Source organism: Tunturiibacter gelidiferens (genome assembly GCF_013410115.1).
Lineage (GTDB): Bacteria > Acidobacteriota > Terriglobia > Terriglobales > Acidobacteriaceae > Edaphobacter > Edaphobacter gelidiferens.
Window position 1 is genome coordinate 288,948 of sequence record NZ_JACCCV010000001.1, and the last position, 18,150, is coordinate 307,097.

The window sequence follows — 18,150 nt, forward strand, 5'->3', positions numbered from 1 at the left end:
GACCATGACTTCGAATCACGCGCCAGCATCGTCCGGGTCTAAAAACCCGCTACCAAGGCGCCTGCCGCTCCTCTTCTCCCGTCGCCGATTCATCCTCGCCGAACGCAGCCCCAGACCCAAAGGGCGGAAGGCCACCCTTCCCGCCTGTCTTACATTCCTGTCTATGCTCTGCCCATCGCTTCACGCCCAGACCATCGACGACGGCATCATGCTGGCGAAGAGGTCCCTCTGTGCAGGCGCCCTCTACACGCACGACAGTTGGGACAACTACTGGCAGGGGAACCTCCAACGCGTCAACGGAAACATCGGCACCATCACGACGCAGACCGTCACCATGGCAGCCAACTACGGCGTGACCAGCCGACTCGACTTCATCATCAACGTTCCCTACGTTTGGACCGACGCAAGCAAGGGCGTTCTCCACGGCCAGTCCGGATTTCAGGACCTCACCCTCGCAGCAAAGTACAAACTCCTCAGCATTCCCGTCGGCAAATTCGGCGCGCTACGAGCGATCGCCGTTCTCTCGGGCACCCTCCCCATGACCAACTACACCCCCGACCTTCAACCGCTCTCGCTCGGCACCAACAGCAAGACTCTCTCCGGACGCGCCACCTTGAACTATCTGGGCAGGCGTGGCCTCTATCTCAACGGCACCGCCGCCTACAACTTCCGCGGCAACGTAACGCTCGACCGCTCCAGCTACTACACCAACGGACAGCTCTATCTCAGCAATCAGGTCGCGATGCCCAACCTCTTCAACTACGGCACCAGCGTCGGCTATCGCAAAAACGACGTTTCGCTCTTAGGCGACTTCTCCGTACAGCAAGCCCGCGGAGGCGGTGACATCCGCCCTCAGGATATGCCCTTCGTCTCCAACCGCACCAACTTCTCCAAAGCAGGCGCAACGATCAAGGTCCCGGTCCCGAAAGTAAGAGCCCTTCAGTACTGGTTCATCTACTCCAACACCTTTCAAGGCCGCAACGTTGGACAAGCCAACACCTTCACCACCGGCCTCATGTATACCCTTCCTTTCGAAAAGCGAGCCACCCCGTGACAATGAGAATGACCAGGAAAACGCCTCTCTTCCGCGCATCGATCTCAGCCGCAATCTTCCTTGCCCTGGCCCTGAGCACCTCCAGCTGTAGCAAGGACATCCCCTCTTCCGAGCCCTTGCCGACAGTCACTCCGGCGAACACCGACGCCAACGCCGGATCATGGAAGATGATCGTTCTCTCAGGTCCCACGCAGATCCCTGTGACAGCCCCGGCCCCTGTAAGCGACCCCGGCTATCAGTCTGAGTTAGCATCCATCAAGGCCGCACAGGCCAGCCTCACCGATGCGCAAAAGACCGCCATCACCTATTGGAGCAGCGGCGGCGTCCTCCGTTGGAATCAGATCATGCGGGAGATTGCAGCGCGCTCCGATCTGCCGCCCTCTCCAAATCCGGACGGAAGCTATCCCGTTCCAAATCCCGCAAATCCATTCGCGAATCCGCAATATCCGTTCAGTAACCCTCCCTACGCGGCACGCGCCTACAGTTACGTCTCTGTCGCGCAGTTTGAGGCCCTCAAGGCCGCGTGGTACTACAAGTACCTGTACAATCGCCCCTCCCCCTTCAAAGCGGACACCAGCATCAAGGCGCTGCTGCCGACCAGCGACATTCCCTCCTACCCCTCCGAAGATGCCGTCGAAGCAGGAGTCAACGTTGCTCTGCTCACGCTCCTCTTCCCCACCTCGGTCGATGAGATCAACGCCAAGGCAGCCGAGCAGCAACAAGTCGCCCTCATCTCCGGCAGAGCGTCCGCCAGCGACATCGCCGCGGGAGTAGCCCTGGGCAAAGCCGTCGCCGCCGTCTTCGCTGCCCGCGCCGCCTCCGACGGAATGAAGGCAGCCGGCGGAAACGCTGCTCTCTGGCAGTCCCTCGCCGACAATGCAACCGCGCGCGGAGAGATCCCCTGGATCAGCCAGGACGGTCCACCTCGCCCGCCCATGCTCCCCGTCTTCGGCAAGGTCAAGGCGTGGATGATGACTCCCAACGACATCGTGAACGAGCGGCCGGGTCCGCCTCCATCCACCTCATCCCCTCAAATGCAGACCGAAACCGCCGAAGTGAAAAGCATCGTCAACAGTCTTACCCGCGACCAGCAGGCGACGGTCTACAAATGGGCCGATGGAGTCAGTACCGTAACTCCTCCCGGCCACTGGGACGCCATCGCCGAGCCGTACATCAGCGCTGCCAGTTTCAGCGAGGTTCGCGCCTCACGCGTCTTCGCGCTGCTCAATATGGCACTCCATGACGCCGCCGTTGGCTGCTGGGATGCGAAGTACTTTTACTTCAACCCCCGACCCTCGCAGCTCGATCCCTCCATCAAGACCCAGACCGGACTTCCAAACTTTCCATCCTACGTCTCAGGCCACTCAGACTTCTCCGCCGCAGGCTCCGATGTCTTGTCCTATCTCTTCCCCGACGGGGCAACCTACTTTCAAGCGCAGATGCAGGAGGCCGCCATGTCCAGGCTCTACGCGGGCATCCACTATCGTTCGGATATCGAAGTTGGAATGGATCATGGCAAGAGAATCGGAGACTACACGGTCAGGTTTGCAAAGGCAGACGGAGCGAACTAAAAACGACAGACGGAAGACGTAAAACGCAAGCTAAGTCCGCGCAGCGCGAGATCACTATGGCCCTCCCGACCACTGGGAGGGCCACAGTGGATCGATTCGCCAATCAAGGGAAAGCCGAGTGCCCCATTCATCGCGTCGCACTTGCGCGATGAGTAGGCTCCGCTCTGCCGAAGGCCGGAGTGAAGGCGAAGCCGCAACGACTGAATTGCCTTCTTCCATCCGGCCACAACTCCGCCGGCTCATCAATGAATCAAGAATCCGAGCGTAAGCTATCCAGCATCTCCCGAACGGTCAGCCCAGACACCGGATGCACCATCTCCGGCGCAATCTCCGCCAGCGGCTCCAGCACAAATCTTCGCGCCTGCATCTCCGGATGCGGCAGCACCAGATCCTCGGTCTCCATCACCGCTGCATGCCCCTCTGCATCGACATATAGCAACAGATCCAGATCGATCACCCGCGGGCCCTTCGCCACAGCCCCAACTCGCTCCCGCCCCATCGCCCGCTCCACCACAAGCAGCTCCCTTAGCAAAGTCACCGGCTCCAACTCAGTCTCAAGCAGCAAAGCAGCATTCAGGAATCTAGGCTGATCCAGAAACCCCACCGGCTCCGTATCGTAAAACGACGAGACCGCCGTCACCTCACCCAGCGGTCGGATCAACCGCACCGCCTCCTCCAGATTCGCCTCACGGTCCCCGAAGGACGATTCCAGGTTCGACCCCAACGCGATCGCCGCCACAGCCTTCACGCCCACCCCGCTCGAAAACGGGGCTTAGCAGCCACACAAATCACCACATCGTCACCACGATCCACCATCAACAAACCACGCGTTTCGACCGCAAAATCACGAAACCGTAGCTGGTTGCAACTGGCCCATCACCCTGGCCGGCTCTGCTACCTCATCGTACCCATGCGCCAGCTCCCATGCCGACCTGTCTCGCATAAGTCGTTGCACAAGAGCAGTATGCATCGCATGTCCAGCCCGCTCGGCCACCACATGGCCCTGAATCCGACGCCCCGCCAACGCCAAATCCCCAATCAAATCCAGCACTTTGTGCCGGACAAACTCGTCATTGAAGCGAAGTGGCCCATTTACAACACCTTGCCGCGAAAGAATAATGGCGCTCTCATCCGAAACTCCACGAATCAGGCCCATATCCCGCAACATACCCTCATCCTCCTTAAATCCGAAAGTACGCGCGGGAGCAATTAATTTAACATAGTCCCCAGTCGCAAGATCCCCCCTAAACGTCTCATACCCAATAGGTTGCGGGAAGTCGATCGTGTACTGAATTCGATAGCCCGACCCCGGATAGACCCCGATAAACTTCGATCCCTCCCGCACCTCAACCTCTTTTAAAATCTTTAGGTACTCCCGTTTACGCCGTTGCTGCTTAAGCCCAACAGAATGAAATGCTTGCACATAGGGCAAAGAGCTTCCATCCAGAATCGGAACCTCGAGGTTATCCACCTCGACGATCACGTTATCCACACCAAAGCCGATGAGAGCAGAGAGCAGATGTTCAGTAGTTGAGATCAAAACACTCTGCCGCATCAGGCTCGTCGCGTAACTGACTTTGGCGACATTCCGCCCGATCGCTGCGATCTCGAAGTTGTCTAAGTCGGTGCGACGAAAGACGATACCAGATCCAGCCGGCGCCGGGACCAATCGCATCAGCACAGGCGCCCCGCTGTGTAAGCCGATACCGCTGAACTCTATCTCCGAACGAATTGTCTGCTCAAAATGAGCTTCCAATGCCACGAGTAGGCGTCTCCGGATAGAACCATCTCCGAGACTACAGCGGAAAGAACTCTTCCCGTTGTGGCAAATAAGCCACAGTTCCCTGAGAGGATGACTACTTTTTTCCTCAACATGTGGTCAACTAATCCTTTTGCTTGCTATAACATCCGTCCATGGACCCCAAAGCGATCCTCAGCGCCGTGGAGAACCAGGAGGGATTAATCGAAGAGACCCTCCGAGCTCTCGTCCAGCAGGAATCTCCAAGTGAAGACCCGCAGGCAGTTAACGCAGCCGTCGGCCTTGTCGAACAATGGGCTGAAGAGATAGGTGCCCGATCCAAACGCCATAGACAGCATCAATTCGGCGACGTTCTGGAGCTCCGCTTCGGCCCCTCGCGCTCCAAACAAAAACCTATCCTCCTATTGGGGCATCTCGACACCGTCTGGCCCCTCGGCACACTAAAGTCAATGCCATGGCGAAAGGCAAACGGGAGACTTTGGGGACCAGGCGTATTAGACATGAAGGCCGGAGTCGTAATGGCTCTGGCAGCCGTTAGATCATTGCAACAGTTGAAGTTAGCTCACCCGATAACGCTCCTGCTCAACAGCGACGAGGAGGTCGGAAGCACTATTTCGCGGCCAATAACCGAGAAGCTGGCCGGAGATTCGTCTGTCGTGTTGGTGCTGGAGCCGGCCCAGGGGTTGGCTTATAAGACTGCCCGAAAGGGCGTAGGCCAATACAATGTGCAGGTTACCGGAGTCGGAGCACATAGCGGCGTCGACTTTGAGCGCGGCCACTCCGCGATTCTTGAACTCACAAAGCTGGTCCAAACCATCTCCGGATTCACAAATCTGCAGCGCAAACTGACGGTGAATTGTGGTGTCATCGCTGGTGGAACGCGGTCCAATGTCGTCCCGTCGCACGCCTCCGCGGAGGTCGACGTCCGTATCGCGAAGGCTAGTGACGCCGCCTACGTCGACAGGCTTTTCCGGAAACTCAAGGTCTCAGACCCCCACTGCAAACTCACAATAACTGGCGGCATCAATCGTCCCCCGATGGAACGCAAGTCGGGAACCATCGCCCTCTTCAAAAAAGCGCGGGAACTCGCCGCCGAAATTGGCTTTAGCCTTGAGGAGGCGTCTACCGGCGGCGGCTCCGACGGCAACTTCACCGCTGCCCTCGGTGTGCCAACGCTCGACGGGATGGGCGCTGTGGGCGATGGCGCCCACGCCGCACACGAGTCCGTCGTCATCGAGCACCTCGTACCGCGAACGGCTCTGCTCGCGGCCATGATCGCCAGCATCGAGTGAGCGACCAGCCGGTATCAGCCAGTCGTCGATCTACACCTTCTCCGCGACGGGCGTATCCAGTTGAGCCTGAGCCAGCAACGCGATGGTGCGAGCGATCGGCAGGCCGACAACATTGAAGTAGCAGCCCTCGATCCGAGGTATCCACCGTGCTGCGTAGCCCTGAATCGCGTAGGCCCCCGCCTTATCGAGCGGCTCGCCACTGGAGATGTATCGTCCAACCTCCGCGTCAGTGATTACGTTGAATGTCACCTGAGTGATGTCGAGATCGCGCACTGTCTTTTTCGCCGTGATCGCAGCGATGCCCGTCAACACTGCGTGTGTGCGCCCGCTCAGCAACTCCAGCATACGTCGTGCATCGGCACTGTCGGCCGGCTTCCCCAGAATGTGTCCCTCTACAACGACGCACGTATCCGCGCCAAGAACTACCAGAGGATCCTCAGAACGATCCGACGCTCTGTGCGCGTTCCACACAGCTTGCGCCTTCTCTTCGGCAAGCCGTTGCACATAAGCTGCGGCAGCCTCATTCGGTAACAGGTCTTCGTTCAGGTTCGCGGCCTCGGCTCTAAAGGTGAGACCCGCCTGCGTTAGAAGTTCGTGACGACGAGGAGAAGCAGAGGCGAGGATGAGCATCACTCTCTGAGAGTATCGACACAGCGGCGGATCTGCAAAATCGTCGCCTCTGCTCTATCGAAGTCCGCTAGCCATGAAGCTTATCCAAGGTGACCCGCGCCTGCATGGTGTACGTAGCGCCCGGAGCGAGCGTGATCGCATCGGTCGCCGCGTTGACCGTCTCAATCGCGACAAACTCATGCCACTCCGAAGGGTCCATATCCGCCAACTTCGCCGCTCCCGACTCCCAGGGGTTCCACACGACCGTAGTGTTGGAGCCTGTCTTTGCAACAGCAATTCGCCGTTTGCGCACAGGATCACTCAGCGTGCAGGTAGCGGTCGTGTCCAGGTAGACGCGATCTGTTGGACCGGTCACGGTGATATCGCCGTGCTGCACCTTCTCCTTGAAGCTATCGACCTTGTCGAGATAGCTGACTCCATCCAGACCTGCAATGGCGATCTCGTGAACATCCGCGACTGCATAGTAAGTATGCAGCGCCTCCTCAAAGACAAGCGGTGTATCCGCATCGTTGGCCACCGTCAGCTGCATCGTCAGGGTGCGTCCGATGGTGAGCTGATAGCCAAGATGGAAGTGATCGTATCCGAGACTGCGGCTGAGATCGTTAGCCCCGAGCGTAAAGGTAAGGTGCAGATCCTCACCAGCCAGCGCAGCAAACGCGAGCGTCCAGTCCTGAATTCGCGCGAATCCGTGCGAAGGCCCTGTCTTTCCGTCGTGACGCGTTGCAAACCACGGAAACGCAATCGGCACTCCGCCGCGAATTGCCTTCCCTGGTGCCAGATCGGTCTTGCGGCTGGTAAAGATCGCAGGCTGATGGCCCGCAGGCTGCCACGCGGTCAGGTGCGCGCCTTGCAGGTATACGGTCGCAGTCGCGTGTGGCGTCGTAATGTCGGCACGTACAAGACCACCTTCCGTTGCGTGAAATGCGAGAACACCCGGCAGGCCAAAGTGTTCGTTCAATTGGTTGATATCCATCATTTCTTTTTTTCCTTACGCTTGCCTTGACGAACAGAATCGCTGGCGCGAGTCATATCTGCGAGTAAGCCATCGGGCTCAATATCAGATTTGAGATGTTACTCACGATCTCCTCAAAGTTATAACGCGGCGAGCTCTTCAACTTGGTCCACTCGGGATCGGTACGGAATTTGTCCCATTTGACGTTGAGCTCGGTCAGATCCGAAAAGCTGAGCATGTAGGTAAGGTTCGGCATTCGCGGACCGATTAGCGTATCGCCGTAGAAGACCTGGCCGAATCCTGCACGCTGAAAGATGTCGAACTCCCCGTGATGAAACATCTCGACCTTGCGAATATGGTCCTGATTGCTGGGACTTTCGTAGGTGCGCAGTTGAAATATTCTTTTGCCGTGCTCTACCGTTGCTACTGGCGGAGTCAACTTCGGCCAACCTTCAAACGCAATATGAAGCGAGCTCTCGATGCGCTGAAAGGCGGGTGCAGTCGCTGGCGCATTCCAGAACGGCTCTGCCGCCTTCATGAACTGCTCATCATGTACAAGTTGCAGTTCAGCCGAGACGAGCGTCTCCAGCTTTGAGCATGGCAGCAAAAGATATAGCGTCGGCGTCTCCGGCCCAATGTCCAGATGGAAGGCCCCAACCGGCGCAATGCCCATTCGATTCAATGCTGGAATCAATGCTTCTGATATGTAACTGTCGGTGAGCTTAATCTGTGGACCGGTCTGCAAATGGTACCTGCGAATCTCATAGAATTCGCGCGGTTTGCCGGATGAAGTCTGAGCCGACCCCTGATTCGCGAGTGCGAGCGCTGAAGTTGCAAGAGATGCGGTCAAGAATTCACGCCTTTCCATCAAGCCTCCCGTGGACCAATATCCCGTCGATACAGGACTGAGTCTCTCCTTACAGGATACAGACTCCGGCACGGGTTAACGCCAAAGCGCCTATGGTTAATTCACTGGAGAGCCAGGCTGAGGCGGCCCCTTCATCAGTTCGACGAAGAGCTTGTTGAATCGCGGCAAATCGAGGTCTGTCTGTACATGAACCAGCTGCAGATCGAGTTGAGGCTTGTTGGCCGAAGTCCACGAAAGCGTGTCTCCATAAAACGGCCCTCGAGTCAGGTCCACATCAACGTACAGCTTTTCCTCCTTGGTGATGATCGCTGGATCCAGCCACGCAGCGGCCGCAAGCTCGTCCCATAGGTAGTAAAACTCGCCCGTGTAAGCGGCCAGATACTTCGCTCCGGGGTTAGGCGAACGAGCAATCTCGCCCAGCATCTCCTTGGTGAAGCCTGTCTTGATGGAGATGTCGACCGTCGTCAGATCAATACGCGGCCAGTGGGCGCGAAGCGTAATGTGCGCGGCCTCGGGATCGAACCAGAAGTTGAACTCGTGTCGAGGATTGTTAGCAAACTCAGGATCGCCCGTCTGCGGACTCAGACTGCCACCCATGATCACGATGCCCTGCGTAAGTTCGGCGAAGTGCGGGTCAATCGTGATCGCGAGCGCAATGTTGGTGAGCGGGCCGGCGGCGTAGATCGTAACCTGATGCGGATGCGCATGGACCTGACGAACAAGGAAGTGCGCAGCGTCCTCCGCCAGGGGCTTCAGCGCAGGCTCGCCCTCAGCCAACTTCGGCACGACGTACGGCCCATGATAAGATTGCCGGCTCGTTGTCGCAGCAAGGTCGCCCCACGCCCCATACCAGGGAAAAGTCCCATAGAGTTGCTGCTGAACCTTCGACTCTTCCTCGGTCCTGACCAGCGGAAAGATCGCGCCCGGCACAACGGGAACATCCGGCCGATGAACCAGTTCGAGCATACGCAGAGTATGCTGCACCTCCTCCGGCTCCCACGCGTTCCCGCTCACCATGGTGATGCCCAGCACCTCGGCCTGCGGGGACTGCAGCAGCACCATCATCGCCATCTGGTTGGAGCCGCCAGGGCCGGAACCGTCCTGGTCGATCAAGACCATGCGCCTGGCCTGAGCGTTTGAAAGCTGCGAGATCGCAGCGAAAAAAACCGTGACGAGGAATAGAGAAGATCTTCGACTCATGATCAGCACAGATTACCAGCCATCCCGACAGATGGGGGTCGCAAAGATAACGAACAAGCTCTCCATCGCAACTGCCGTTATGCTTTAAACAACATGCGCCGAATTCCGCTCTGCCTGCTCCTCTTTGCTCTTCTTTTCTCTGCGCCTCACCCTGCCTCGGCGATCGAGGTGAAGGTCTCCGCGCAGGCCTTGGAGCGCACCCTGCGAGCACAGCTGTTCAACGGTCCACAGGGCCGCTACTACATCCGTGGCGATGCCGCCTCGCCCTGTTATGTCTACGCCGAATCACCCCACGTCACCTTCGTCCAGGACCGCATCGTCGTCCATGTTCATGCCAAATCGAAGCTTGGCACCTCTGTCCGTGGCGCCTGCCTCGGTGTCTCGCTCACTACCGACACCGACGTCTCGCTAATCCCCGAAGCAGAAGAAGAGAGCATCGGATTTCGCGACGCACGAATCGAAAAGCTCAGCGAATCCAGGGAGCTGAACTTCATCCTCGCACCCTTTCTGAGCCACAAGGTCCCCGCACAGATGAAGGTCAACGCCGCCGTGCTGATGCGTCAGCTCCTCAGCCGCTCGACCGAAACCACCGGCTACGCCCTCTCGCTCGACTCGCTGAAACTACACTCCCTGCTGGTCGAAGGCGAGTCGCTCGTGATGGACGCCGACGCAAACCTGAAGGTGAACTAATCCGAAATTTCAGCATGGCTCATCAGCTAGAACGAAAGACGGGCTCCAAACTGAAACTGACGCGGATCGGATGCTGCAGTCGGCGTACCGGCCGCGGTATAAAGCAGGTTCACATCCAAAGTATTGTTTTTGTTAATGATGTTGAAGACATCCATCGACACCTGCAGCGCGATCTCGTGCGGGAACATGAACGCCTTCGCTAGTCGAAGATCCGTAAACACGTTATACGGTTTCACCCCAACGTTGCGGCCAAGATTGCCGGCGTAATAGCTGCTCGCAGGCCCTGCATCTGGCGGCGCATCCGCGTAGCACGGCAGATTGAACGCCCCAGTCGGAGAGTACTTGGAGAGCACCGGAGCCGTGCCGCAGCTGGTGGGTGCGCTGTCACGAGCGACCGCGTTCGGCCGATCTGTCAGCGGATCGAAGTCAAAGTTCGTGTCCGTTCCCGTCAGGATGTTGAACGGCCTCCCCGAGGAGACCTCAAAGATCGGCGCCACCGTCACGCCGGAGAAAATCACAGGAACAAATCCCGAACCTCCAAGATGACCCGTGTTGTACACGCCCGAGAGTACAAAGCGATGGCGTTGGTCAAACGTCGAAGTGCTGCGTTCCGCATTCGGCGCGAAGTTGCTCTGAGGTGCATCTGACGTCGAAACCACATCAGTAGAGTCGTCGATCGCGTGGGACCACGTGTAGCTGACCAGAAACTCATAGTTCGTCGAAAGGCGCTTCCTCAAATTCACGCTCAGAGCGTTATAGCTCGAGCTTCCGGTCGTCAGATTGGGCGACATATCGCCGAACGGAACAGGAATGCCGACGCCTAGTCCATCCGCCGCAGCGATCTCGCTCGCCAAAGCAACGCACTGCCCACCGCCCACATTCGGATTCGCGAGGAACGTCGCAAGTGAAGTATTCAGCCCGGATGGGCGAAAGAAGTTCAGCAGCGCTGGCGTAACAAAGGGACCTGTAGGGCCCGCTCCACAGGGATTGACCCCAGCCGCCGTCCCGACAGTCAACGGATTCGAGGTCGGACTGGCCGTTCCAGGTGCTGCCGTTCCCGCCTTCACCGCGTTCACCGCATTGCGCCAGTTGGCTGTCAGCAACTGCGGATTCACAGGATTCACGTTGATCGGACGGTTCAGATGCCGGCCCCCAGTCGAAGTAAACGCGACGTTCAACGAAGTATCGTGCCCCAGATCCTGCTCAACTCCAAACGACATCTGCTGCACATAAGGCGTCTTGTAGAACAAATCTGCAGGCAAGCCAGAAGGAAGAATCGCCAAAGGGAATCCAGTCGCCAGAAAGTTCTGGTTGACGAAGACGGAGTTCGAGTTGTTAGGATCGAACCGCTGTTGGCTTGCAAGATAGTTCACCCCGGCCGCGCTCGCGCCAAGACAGTTCGGGTTCCCCAGCGATCCCTGAAACGCATTGGTGGCGTTCAAATTCAGCGGACTTGCCGCAGCATTTGGACTCGCTATGCTGCAAGGAGCTCCACCCCCGAGAATGACGAGCGGAACCTTCGTCGAATTGAAGCTCGTCGATTGCGATTCAAGATTTCCAGGGGCGCGATCATAGAACAGCCCGTAGTTAGCGCGAATTACCGTCTTCGCATCTCCCCGCAGATCATAGGCAATCCCTATTCTGGGAGCAAAGTTCAGAGGCTGCAGTCGAATGCCTTCGCGAATCCCATAGATTCTCTCGGCTTGATTCGTATTGCTGTTCAAAGCAAGCTGCGTCGGGAAAGCCTCAATGTCATACCGAACCCCAAGATTCAACGTCATTCTGCTGGTAGCGCGCCAACTATCCTGCAGAAAAGCACCAAGCGTCTTCAGGTCATACTTGTACGTCGTCTGTCCAATGCCCTGCGCGAAGGACTGCGGAATCCCCAGACCATAAGCCTGAATGGCCGAGAACCCTGGCAAACCCGCAAGCAACGGCGAAACATCGGTCGCATTCAAACCGGCAAAGGTATAGTCGCCACCACCATAGAGCTGCCCCTGCAGCAGATTGATCGGAATATACCGAAGATCGATACCCGCCTTGAACGTGTGAGCACCGCGCGTGTAAGTAAAGTTGTCCTGCAGCTGGTTCTGATTCTCAATGCGATTCACAATCGAAAAGGGAGTCTTGCCAAAGTACGCATACCCAGGGATATTCACCGCTGTGCTGCCTCCGCCGGGTGAGTTCGTGTTCGCGAATAGCACGGGGTGGCGCGCATACTGGAAACGCAGATCGTTCACCTTGTTGCTGCCGATAATAACCGTATACTGGGCCGCGATCGCAAAGTCGTGCAGACTCTGGGTGGCCGTGCGGGAGAAAGAATTCTCGCCAAGGTTCTGGTTTGCGGCACTCTCTTGTATGCCGGTGATGTAGCTAGGGCTCGCGCTGCCATGCAGAACGAGCTGCTGATTGCTGGTCAGCTTGTGATCGATCCGCAGCGAATAGACCTCGGTCTTTTCGGTCACCGGAAAGTTCCCGATCAGGCTGTTGAGCGGCGTAAACGAAGTTGGTGTTGCCTGGCCCGAAGTCGCGAAGTTCCTCGGGCCGATCGCAGACTGCAGAAATGCAGGATTCTGCCCAGTCGTAGCCAGCGAAGATCCCGATCCGACCAGAGCGATATATTGCTGAATTCCCGGTGTGTTCGGTGGAACGGCTGCATTCTGCAGAAACGCCTGCTGCTCCGGCGTACCCTGAATCGTAAGCGCACCGCCCGGAACCCCATAGAACCGGCTCACATCGATGCTGGTCAGCCCAAAGTTGTTCGATCCGATATCCGAAAAGCCCGTCTCCTGCCGCCGCGTAATCTCGGTTGAGAAGAAGTAAAACGTCTTGTCAGGTATGATCGCTCCGCCGAGGGTGAAACCCGCCTGAACACGCGTATACGCTGGCTGGTCCACGGTCGAAAATGGGTTCGTCGCCTGAATATAGCGGTTGCGCAGGAACCCGAAAGCACTCGCATGGGTCTTATTTGTGCCTGATTTAGTCACAATATTAACTACGCCGCCCGACGCCCTACCGTACTCCGCCGCAAAGCCATTCGTAATGATCTGGAACTCCTGCACCGCATCCTGCGATACCGTCGTCCGCGTGCCGCCAGAGATATAGTCCCCAGCATCGGCGCCATCGACATTGATCGAGTTAGACCGCGCCCGAACTCCGCCAAAGTTGAGCCCAGAGGTGGGAATCGCACCAACCGCAGGCGCAGCGTCGCGCGCAATCTGCGAGTTGGTCAAAGTGAAGTTGATGTAGTTGCGTCCGTTCGTCGGAAGGTTATCGATACGAAGCTGGTCGACCGTCGTGGACTGGGAGCTCCGCTGCGTCTCGACGATGTCCGCGCCTGAACTAACCGTAACAATCTGCGTCGTACCCACTGAAAGAGAGAGCGGAAGCTCGGCCTGTTCACCAGTCGTCAGAATCACATTCTTGCTGACGTACGTGTTGAAGCCGTTGGCCGTCGCCTTCACGGTGTACGTACCTGGCGGCAGCAGCAGCAGACGGTAGTTTCCTTGCGCATCCGTAGTCGTCGAACGGGAGAAGCCCTTCGATTCATCCGAGATCGTCACGGCTGCGTTGGGAATCACAGCCCCGGTCTGATCGTGAACAGTACCGTTGAGCTGCGCCGTAGAGATGTTCTGGGCCTGCAGAACAGTGGAGAAAAAGCACACCAGAAGAAGAACAGCGGCCAAAGCGTTGAAACAAAAAAGCCGCGAATTGGAATTGAACATGCGTGTTGCTCCCCATTGTGTCAGCCGGCCCAACTCCGTTGGCGACGGCCCGACTGACAACTTTAACGACGCGATGTTCTACATGAATGATCATTCAGTACGCAAGAGGAAACCGGGGACGGCGGGGTTACCTGTGCAATCCCTCTTAAATTCCGCTCCCCCAATACCCCTGTTTTGAGCGCTTTGCCTAACCTCGACTGCCTTGCTCCCACGTGGGCATATCGGAACAGGTCGCAACTTCCTTTGGCTTCGATTTGCTCTAACCACCTGCGCCGGCAGGACAGACGTCAAACACCGGACAAGCATGGCACTTCGGATGATTCTTCGTACAAACCTGCTGGCCGTGAAGCTTGATCAAAGTGTGGTGCTCGTCCAGCATCTCCGGCGACCACTCCGCAGGAGCCATCTCCATCAACCTGCTCTCCGTCTCCCGTGCGTCTGCACTCTTACCGACAAACCCCAGCCGCTGTGTCACCCGAAGATGGTGGCTATCGACGCAGATCGCGCGGCGTCGTAACGTACTGAAGTTCACCACTGCCGCACTGGTCTTCACACCTACGCCGTCAAAGCGTTCCAGCCACAAACGAATCTTCTCCGTGCGATACCCCTTGAGAAAATCCAGCGAGAGCGATCCGCACCGCTGCGTAATCTGCTCCAACGCAGCCTTCAGATTGATCGCCTTCGGTTCAGGAAATGTCACCGCCCGAATTGCATCTTCGATCTCCGGAATCGAGGCATTGCGAAGATTCTCCCAGCTTCCGAAGCGCTCTTCTAGATCGTCGATGACCTCCAGCGAGATCTCCGTCTTCGTCCGCGACGAAAGCATCGAGTATATGAACTGCTTCAGCGGATCCCACACCTCGCGCTCTGGTGGGCGACCGTAATACTCCACCAGCCGGCGATGAATCTCCTCCAAACGCGTATCCGTAAACAGCGGCGCGGCCAGCATCACTTCGAATTTATTTCCTTTGTAGCCAAGGTGCAACTACCGCGATCGTGACTGCTCCGTGTTCCTGACTGGCAGAGGAGACCGGCTTCAAGTATTGATCTTTGTTCTGAGCAAGCGGGATCTCGTGGACATAGTGTTCGTAACTCTGGCTAAGCGCTATGAGATGCACTACATCGCTGGCTTTCGGGACCACATAGGCTCTCGTCATTGCTGTCGGTATGCTCAGGTTTGTGGACGCGCTCGAAGTGTTTGCTTGCGCCGCAAGGCTACCGCCTCCAGAGCGCAGCAGTACGCATAGAGCCTCCGTAGGCCTACATCATATCAAGCCTCTCTAACTTCAATTCCGAGTCACGCCCAGTTGCTTCCCCGCAGGCGTCTGCAGTCCCCAGGCCATACGTGGCGTATTGTGGGCCATCCCCACGCGGCCATCTGGCCCCAGCAAAATAATCCCGCCGTGCCCACCCAGCCGGCTGAACAGATAATCGATAGCCTCGTGCGCAGCCTCGTCAGGGCTGGCTCCAGCCGCCACACGATCCACGGCCCACTTCCCCAGCACCAGCTTCATAATCGGCTCGCCCCAACCCGTCAGCGACACCGCCGCCGAGAGATTATCCGCATAGCAGCCACACCCGATCAACGAAGAATCCCCCACACGCCCGGGAGCCTTATTCAGCGTGCCGCCCGTACTCGTGCCAGCCGCAATATTTCCATGAACATCAAGCGCCACAGCCCCCACCGTATCGTGCGACTCAAGACTCCCCGAAAAGGTCTCATCCGGCAACCCCGCCAGTTCGTCGGCTTGAGCCTTATACAACCGCTCCCGCTCCCGTGGCACCACCAGCTCCGTGTTGTCGCAAAGCGCCATGCCATGCTGCCGCGCAAAACGCTCAGCTCCCGTCCCGACAAAGTACACATGCGGCGACTTATCCAGCACCAGCCGCGCCGCCCGTATGGGATTCCGCAGCCGCTCCACGCAGGCCACGCCGCCGGTGCGTAGGTTCTCGCCATTCATCAGCAAAGCATCCATCTGAACCCGGCCGTCCTGCGTCAGAAACGACCCACGCCCCGCGTCGAAGGTATCATCGTCCTCCATCACCGCAACCGCAGCCTCCACTGCATCCACTGCAGCAGCGCCTCGTTCGAGCAGTGCATAACCGGCAGCGAGCGCGTTCGCAATGCCATCTTCGTGGGCGGCGATGGCGTCGTCAGGCATCGCCCACGCACCGCCATGAATTAACAGAACTGGTTTCACACTCATCGCATCTCAAGTCTACGGGAGTCTTCCCTCTAATGCCCTCCAGTGTCATCGCCGCCATGTCCTACAACGACGAAGCCCGAGTCCTCACCATCGTCTATCGCGGGAAGCAGGGTGTCTACCGGTACTTCGGTGTTCCGCCGGAGGAGTTCGCGGCCTTTCGCGCTGCACCGTCCAAGGGCATCTACCTCAACGAAATCTTCAAAACAAGGCAATATCAATACGAACGCGTCGCAGACCGCCAAACACCCGTCACCAACCAGCACATTCACAAACAGAGCACTCTGGAGAAACTCCATGGCAAAGACAATCGCTGACCTGATCGTGGAAAGCCTGAGAAACGCTGGCGTAAAAAGGGTCTACGGCCTGCCAGGCGACTCTCTCAACGGATTTACCGATGCACTGCGACGAGACGGCACCATGGAATGGGTCCACGTGCGCAACGAAGAGGTCGCCGCATTTGCCGCGGGCGCCGACGCGCATCTCACCGGCTCCCTCGCAGTCTGCGCGGCAAGCTGTGGTCCCGGCAATCTCCACCTCATCAACGGCCTCTTTGACTGCCACCGCAACCGCGTACCCGTACTCGCCATCGCCGCGCACATCCCCAGCGCCGAGATCGGCACCAACTACTTTCAGGAGACTCACCCGCAAAACCTCTTCAAAGAGTGCAGCGACTACTGCGAGATGGTCGGCGTTCCCGAACAGATGCCTCGCGTGCTTGAGATCGCCATGCGCACCGCGATCAACCTATCCGGCGTCTCCGTCATCGTGCTGCCCGGCGATGTCCTCCTGCACAACGCCGTCGCCGAACACAATCTCGTTCCCATCCGAAGCGCGCAGCCCATCATCCGTCCCAACGACGACGAGCTGCGAGATGCCGCAGAGATCCTCAACTCCGCAGCAAAGATCACCATCCTAGGCGGAGCAGGTTGCAAGGGCGGGCACAAAGAGTTGATAGCCACCGCTGAAGCCTTAAAATCGCCTATCGTTCACGCGCTCCGTGGCAAAGAATACATCGAGTACGACAATCCCTACGACGTCGGACTGACCGGCCTCATCGGCTTCAGCTCCGGCTACCGCGCCATGGAAGACTGCGACGTGTTGCTGATGCTTGGAACCGACTTTCCCTATCCGCAGTTCTTCCCCAGGCACGCAAAGGTCATCCAGATCGACCTCCGCGGCAACCAGATCGGCCGCCGCACGAAGGTCGATCTCGGCCTCGTCGGCTCGATCAAAGACACGCTCTCCGCGCTCCTTCCTCTGCTCACAACAAAGACCGACCGCGCTCATCTCGACGCAAAGATAGAAGACTACAAAAAGGTTCGCGAAGGCCTGAACGAGTTGGCCGGTCCGGACGAAAACAAGACCCCCATCCACCCGCAGTACGTCGCGAAACTCATCGATCGGCTGGCAGCCGACGACGCAATCTTCACCTGCGATGTAGGCACTCCCACCGTCTGGTCAGCTCGCTACCTCACCATGAACGGACGCCGTCGTCTCCTCGGCTCTTTCTCTCATGGGTCGATGGCCTGCGCGGTCCCTCAAGCCATCGGCGCTCAAACAGCCTTCCCCACGCGTCAAGTCGTCACGCTCTCCGGCGACGGCGGCCTCGCCATGATGCTCGGCGACCTCCTCACCCTCCGCCAGCTCAAGCTTCCCATCAAGATGGTCGTCTTCAACAACGGCGCTCTCGCCTTCGTCGAACTCGAGATGAAGGCCGGCGGCATCGTCAACTATGCAACCGATCTTGACAACCCCAGTTTCGCCGATCTAGCCAACTCCATCGGCATCCACGGGGTCCACGTCGATCAACCAAACAACCTCGAGTCCGCACTAAGGACAGCGTTCGCGACTCCAGGGCCTGCACTGATCGAAGTCATGGTGAATCGACAGGAGCTCTCCATGCCGCCACACATCAGTTTCGACCAGATGAAGGGCTTCTCCCTCTATATGGCAAGAAGCGTTCTCAGCGGACGCGGCGACGAGATCATCGACCTCGCCAAGACTAATGTCCTCCAGCGAATCCTGCCCTAGGGTGTGTCAGTACAGAAGTGCGCCCTGCGCGGGCGGCGGTCACTTCGTGACTTGTATACCCCTTCGCTTGGCGCTCCCGTTGGTCGCGAACGAAGATGCTTCCGACCAACGGAAGGACCACGCGAAGCAGTAAAAAGGCGTGCGAACGGCCGCCCTCCGCGCAGGGCGCCC

The 18,150-nt window shown here is 58.0% G+C and carries 15 protein-coding genes; 6 read left to right on the plus strand and 9 right to left on the minus strand.

Annotated features, from left to right (window positions below; translation table 11 throughout):
- Positions 1-4 precede the first annotated feature (4 nt).
- Both HDF12_RS01190 and HDF12_RS01195 read left to right on the plus strand, forming a co-directional pair.
- Positions 5-1,054: a transporter family protein gene (locus HDF12_RS01190; protein WP_179580574.1), complete on the plus strand. Its 1,050-nt coding sequence runs from the start codon at positions 5-7 to the stop codon at positions 1,052-1,054.
- Positions 1,055-1,062: 8 nt separating this feature from the next.
- The gene (locus tag HDF12_RS01195) at positions 1,063-2,625 is read left to right on the plus strand and encodes a phosphatase PAP2 family protein (protein WP_179580576.1); all 1,563 of its coding nucleotides are present in this window, start codon (positions 1,063-1,065) and stop codon (positions 2,623-2,625) included.
- A 250-nt stretch (positions 2,626-2,875) separates the two neighbouring features.
- Here HDF12_RS01195 and folK read toward each other — a convergent pair whose 3' ends face one another.
- Both folK and lpxC read right to left on the minus strand, forming a co-directional pair.
- Entirely contained in the window at positions 2,876-3,379 is a 504-nt protein-coding gene (folK, locus tag HDF12_RS01200) for a 2-amino-4-hydroxy-6-hydroxymethyldihydropteridine diphosphokinase (protein WP_373563826.1), read from the minus strand.
- Positions 3,380-3,469: 90 nt separating this feature from the next.
- Positions 3,470-4,387: a UDP-3-O-acyl-N-acetylglucosamine deacetylase gene (gene lpxC, locus HDF12_RS01205; RefSeq protein WP_179580578.1), complete on the minus strand. Its 918-nt coding sequence runs from the start codon at positions 4,385-4,387 to the stop codon at positions 3,470-3,472.
- 152 nt (positions 4,388-4,539) lie between these two features.
- Between lpxC and HDF12_RS01210 the strand changes: the two genes are divergently transcribed.
- On the plus strand, positions 4,540-5,676 hold the full coding sequence (locus HDF12_RS01210) for a M20 family metallopeptidase (RefSeq protein WP_179580580.1): 1,137 nt from the start codon (positions 4,540-4,542) through the stop codon (positions 5,674-5,676).
- A gap of 30 nt (positions 5,677-5,706) precedes the next feature.
- On the opposite strand, the gene HDF12_RS01215 is transcribed toward HDF12_RS01210, so the two are convergent.
- From HDF12_RS01215 to HDF12_RS01230, 4 genes are all read right to left on the minus strand, one after another.
- Positions 5,707-6,306 (minus strand): Maf family protein, encoded by a 600-nt coding sequence (locus HDF12_RS01215; protein WP_179580582.1) that lies wholly within the window; start codon positions 6,304-6,306, stop codon positions 5,707-5,709.
- Between the two features lie 67 nt (positions 6,307-6,373).
- Positions 6,374-7,282, minus strand: coding sequence for a D-hexose-6-phosphate mutarotase (locus HDF12_RS01220; RefSeq protein WP_257025296.1), 909 nt, complete (start codon positions 7,280-7,282; stop codon positions 6,374-6,376).
- A 49-nt stretch (positions 7,283-7,331) separates the two neighbouring features.
- Positions 7,332-8,108 carry an NIPSNAP family protein gene (locus HDF12_RS01225; protein WP_373563901.1) on the minus strand — a complete coding sequence of 259 codons (777 nt, stop codon included), beginning with the start codon at positions 8,106-8,108 and terminating at the stop codon, positions 7,332-7,334.
- Positions 8,109-8,222: 114 nt separating this feature from the next.
- Positions 8,223-9,326: a nucleoside hydrolase gene (locus HDF12_RS01230; RefSeq protein WP_257025297.1), complete on the minus strand. Its 1,104-nt coding sequence runs from the start codon at positions 9,324-9,326 to the stop codon at positions 8,223-8,225.
- A gap of 93 nt (positions 9,327-9,419) precedes the next feature.
- Between HDF12_RS01230 and HDF12_RS01235 the strand changes: the two genes are divergently transcribed.
- The gene (locus HDF12_RS01235; RefSeq protein ID WP_179580586.1) at positions 9,420-10,016 is read left to right on the plus strand and encodes a hypothetical protein; all 597 of its coding nucleotides are present in this window, start codon (positions 9,420-9,422) and stop codon (positions 10,014-10,016) included.
- A 26-nt stretch (positions 10,017-10,042) separates the two neighbouring features.
- On the opposite strand, the gene HDF12_RS01240 is transcribed toward HDF12_RS01235, so the two are convergent.
- The 3 genes from HDF12_RS01240 to HDF12_RS01250 all read right to left on the minus strand — a co-directional run bounded on the left by HDF12_RS01240 (position 10,043) and on the right by HDF12_RS01250 (position 15,948).
- Complete coding sequence (locus HDF12_RS01240; protein WP_179580588.1) at positions 10,043-13,741, minus strand: TonB-dependent receptor; 3,699 nt, start codon at positions 13,739-13,741, stop codon at positions 10,043-10,045.
- 259 nt (positions 13,742-14,000) lie between these two features.
- Positions 14,001-14,690, minus strand: coding sequence for an endonuclease III domain-containing protein (locus HDF12_RS01245; protein WP_179583211.1), 690 nt, complete (start codon positions 14,688-14,690; stop codon positions 14,001-14,003).
- A gap of 337 nt (positions 14,691-15,027) precedes the next feature.
- On the minus strand, positions 15,028-15,948 hold the full coding sequence (locus HDF12_RS01250; protein WP_179580590.1) for an isoaspartyl peptidase/L-asparaginase: 921 nt from the start codon (positions 15,946-15,948) through the stop codon (positions 15,028-15,030).
- Between the two features lie 32 nt (positions 15,949-15,980).
- Between HDF12_RS01250 and HDF12_RS01255 the strand changes: the two genes are divergently transcribed.
- Positions 15,981-16,262 (plus strand): KTSC domain-containing protein, encoded by a 282-nt coding sequence (locus HDF12_RS01255; RefSeq protein ID WP_179580592.1) that lies wholly within the window; start codon positions 15,981-15,983, stop codon positions 16,260-16,262.
- Complete coding sequence (gene poxB, locus HDF12_RS01260) at positions 16,243-17,979, plus strand: ubiquinone-dependent pyruvate dehydrogenase (protein ID WP_179580594.1); 1,737 nt, start codon at positions 16,243-16,245, stop codon at positions 17,977-17,979. The genes HDF12_RS01255 and poxB overlap by 20 nt, the downstream gene beginning before the upstream one ends.
- Positions 17,980-18,150: the final 171 nt, after the last annotated feature.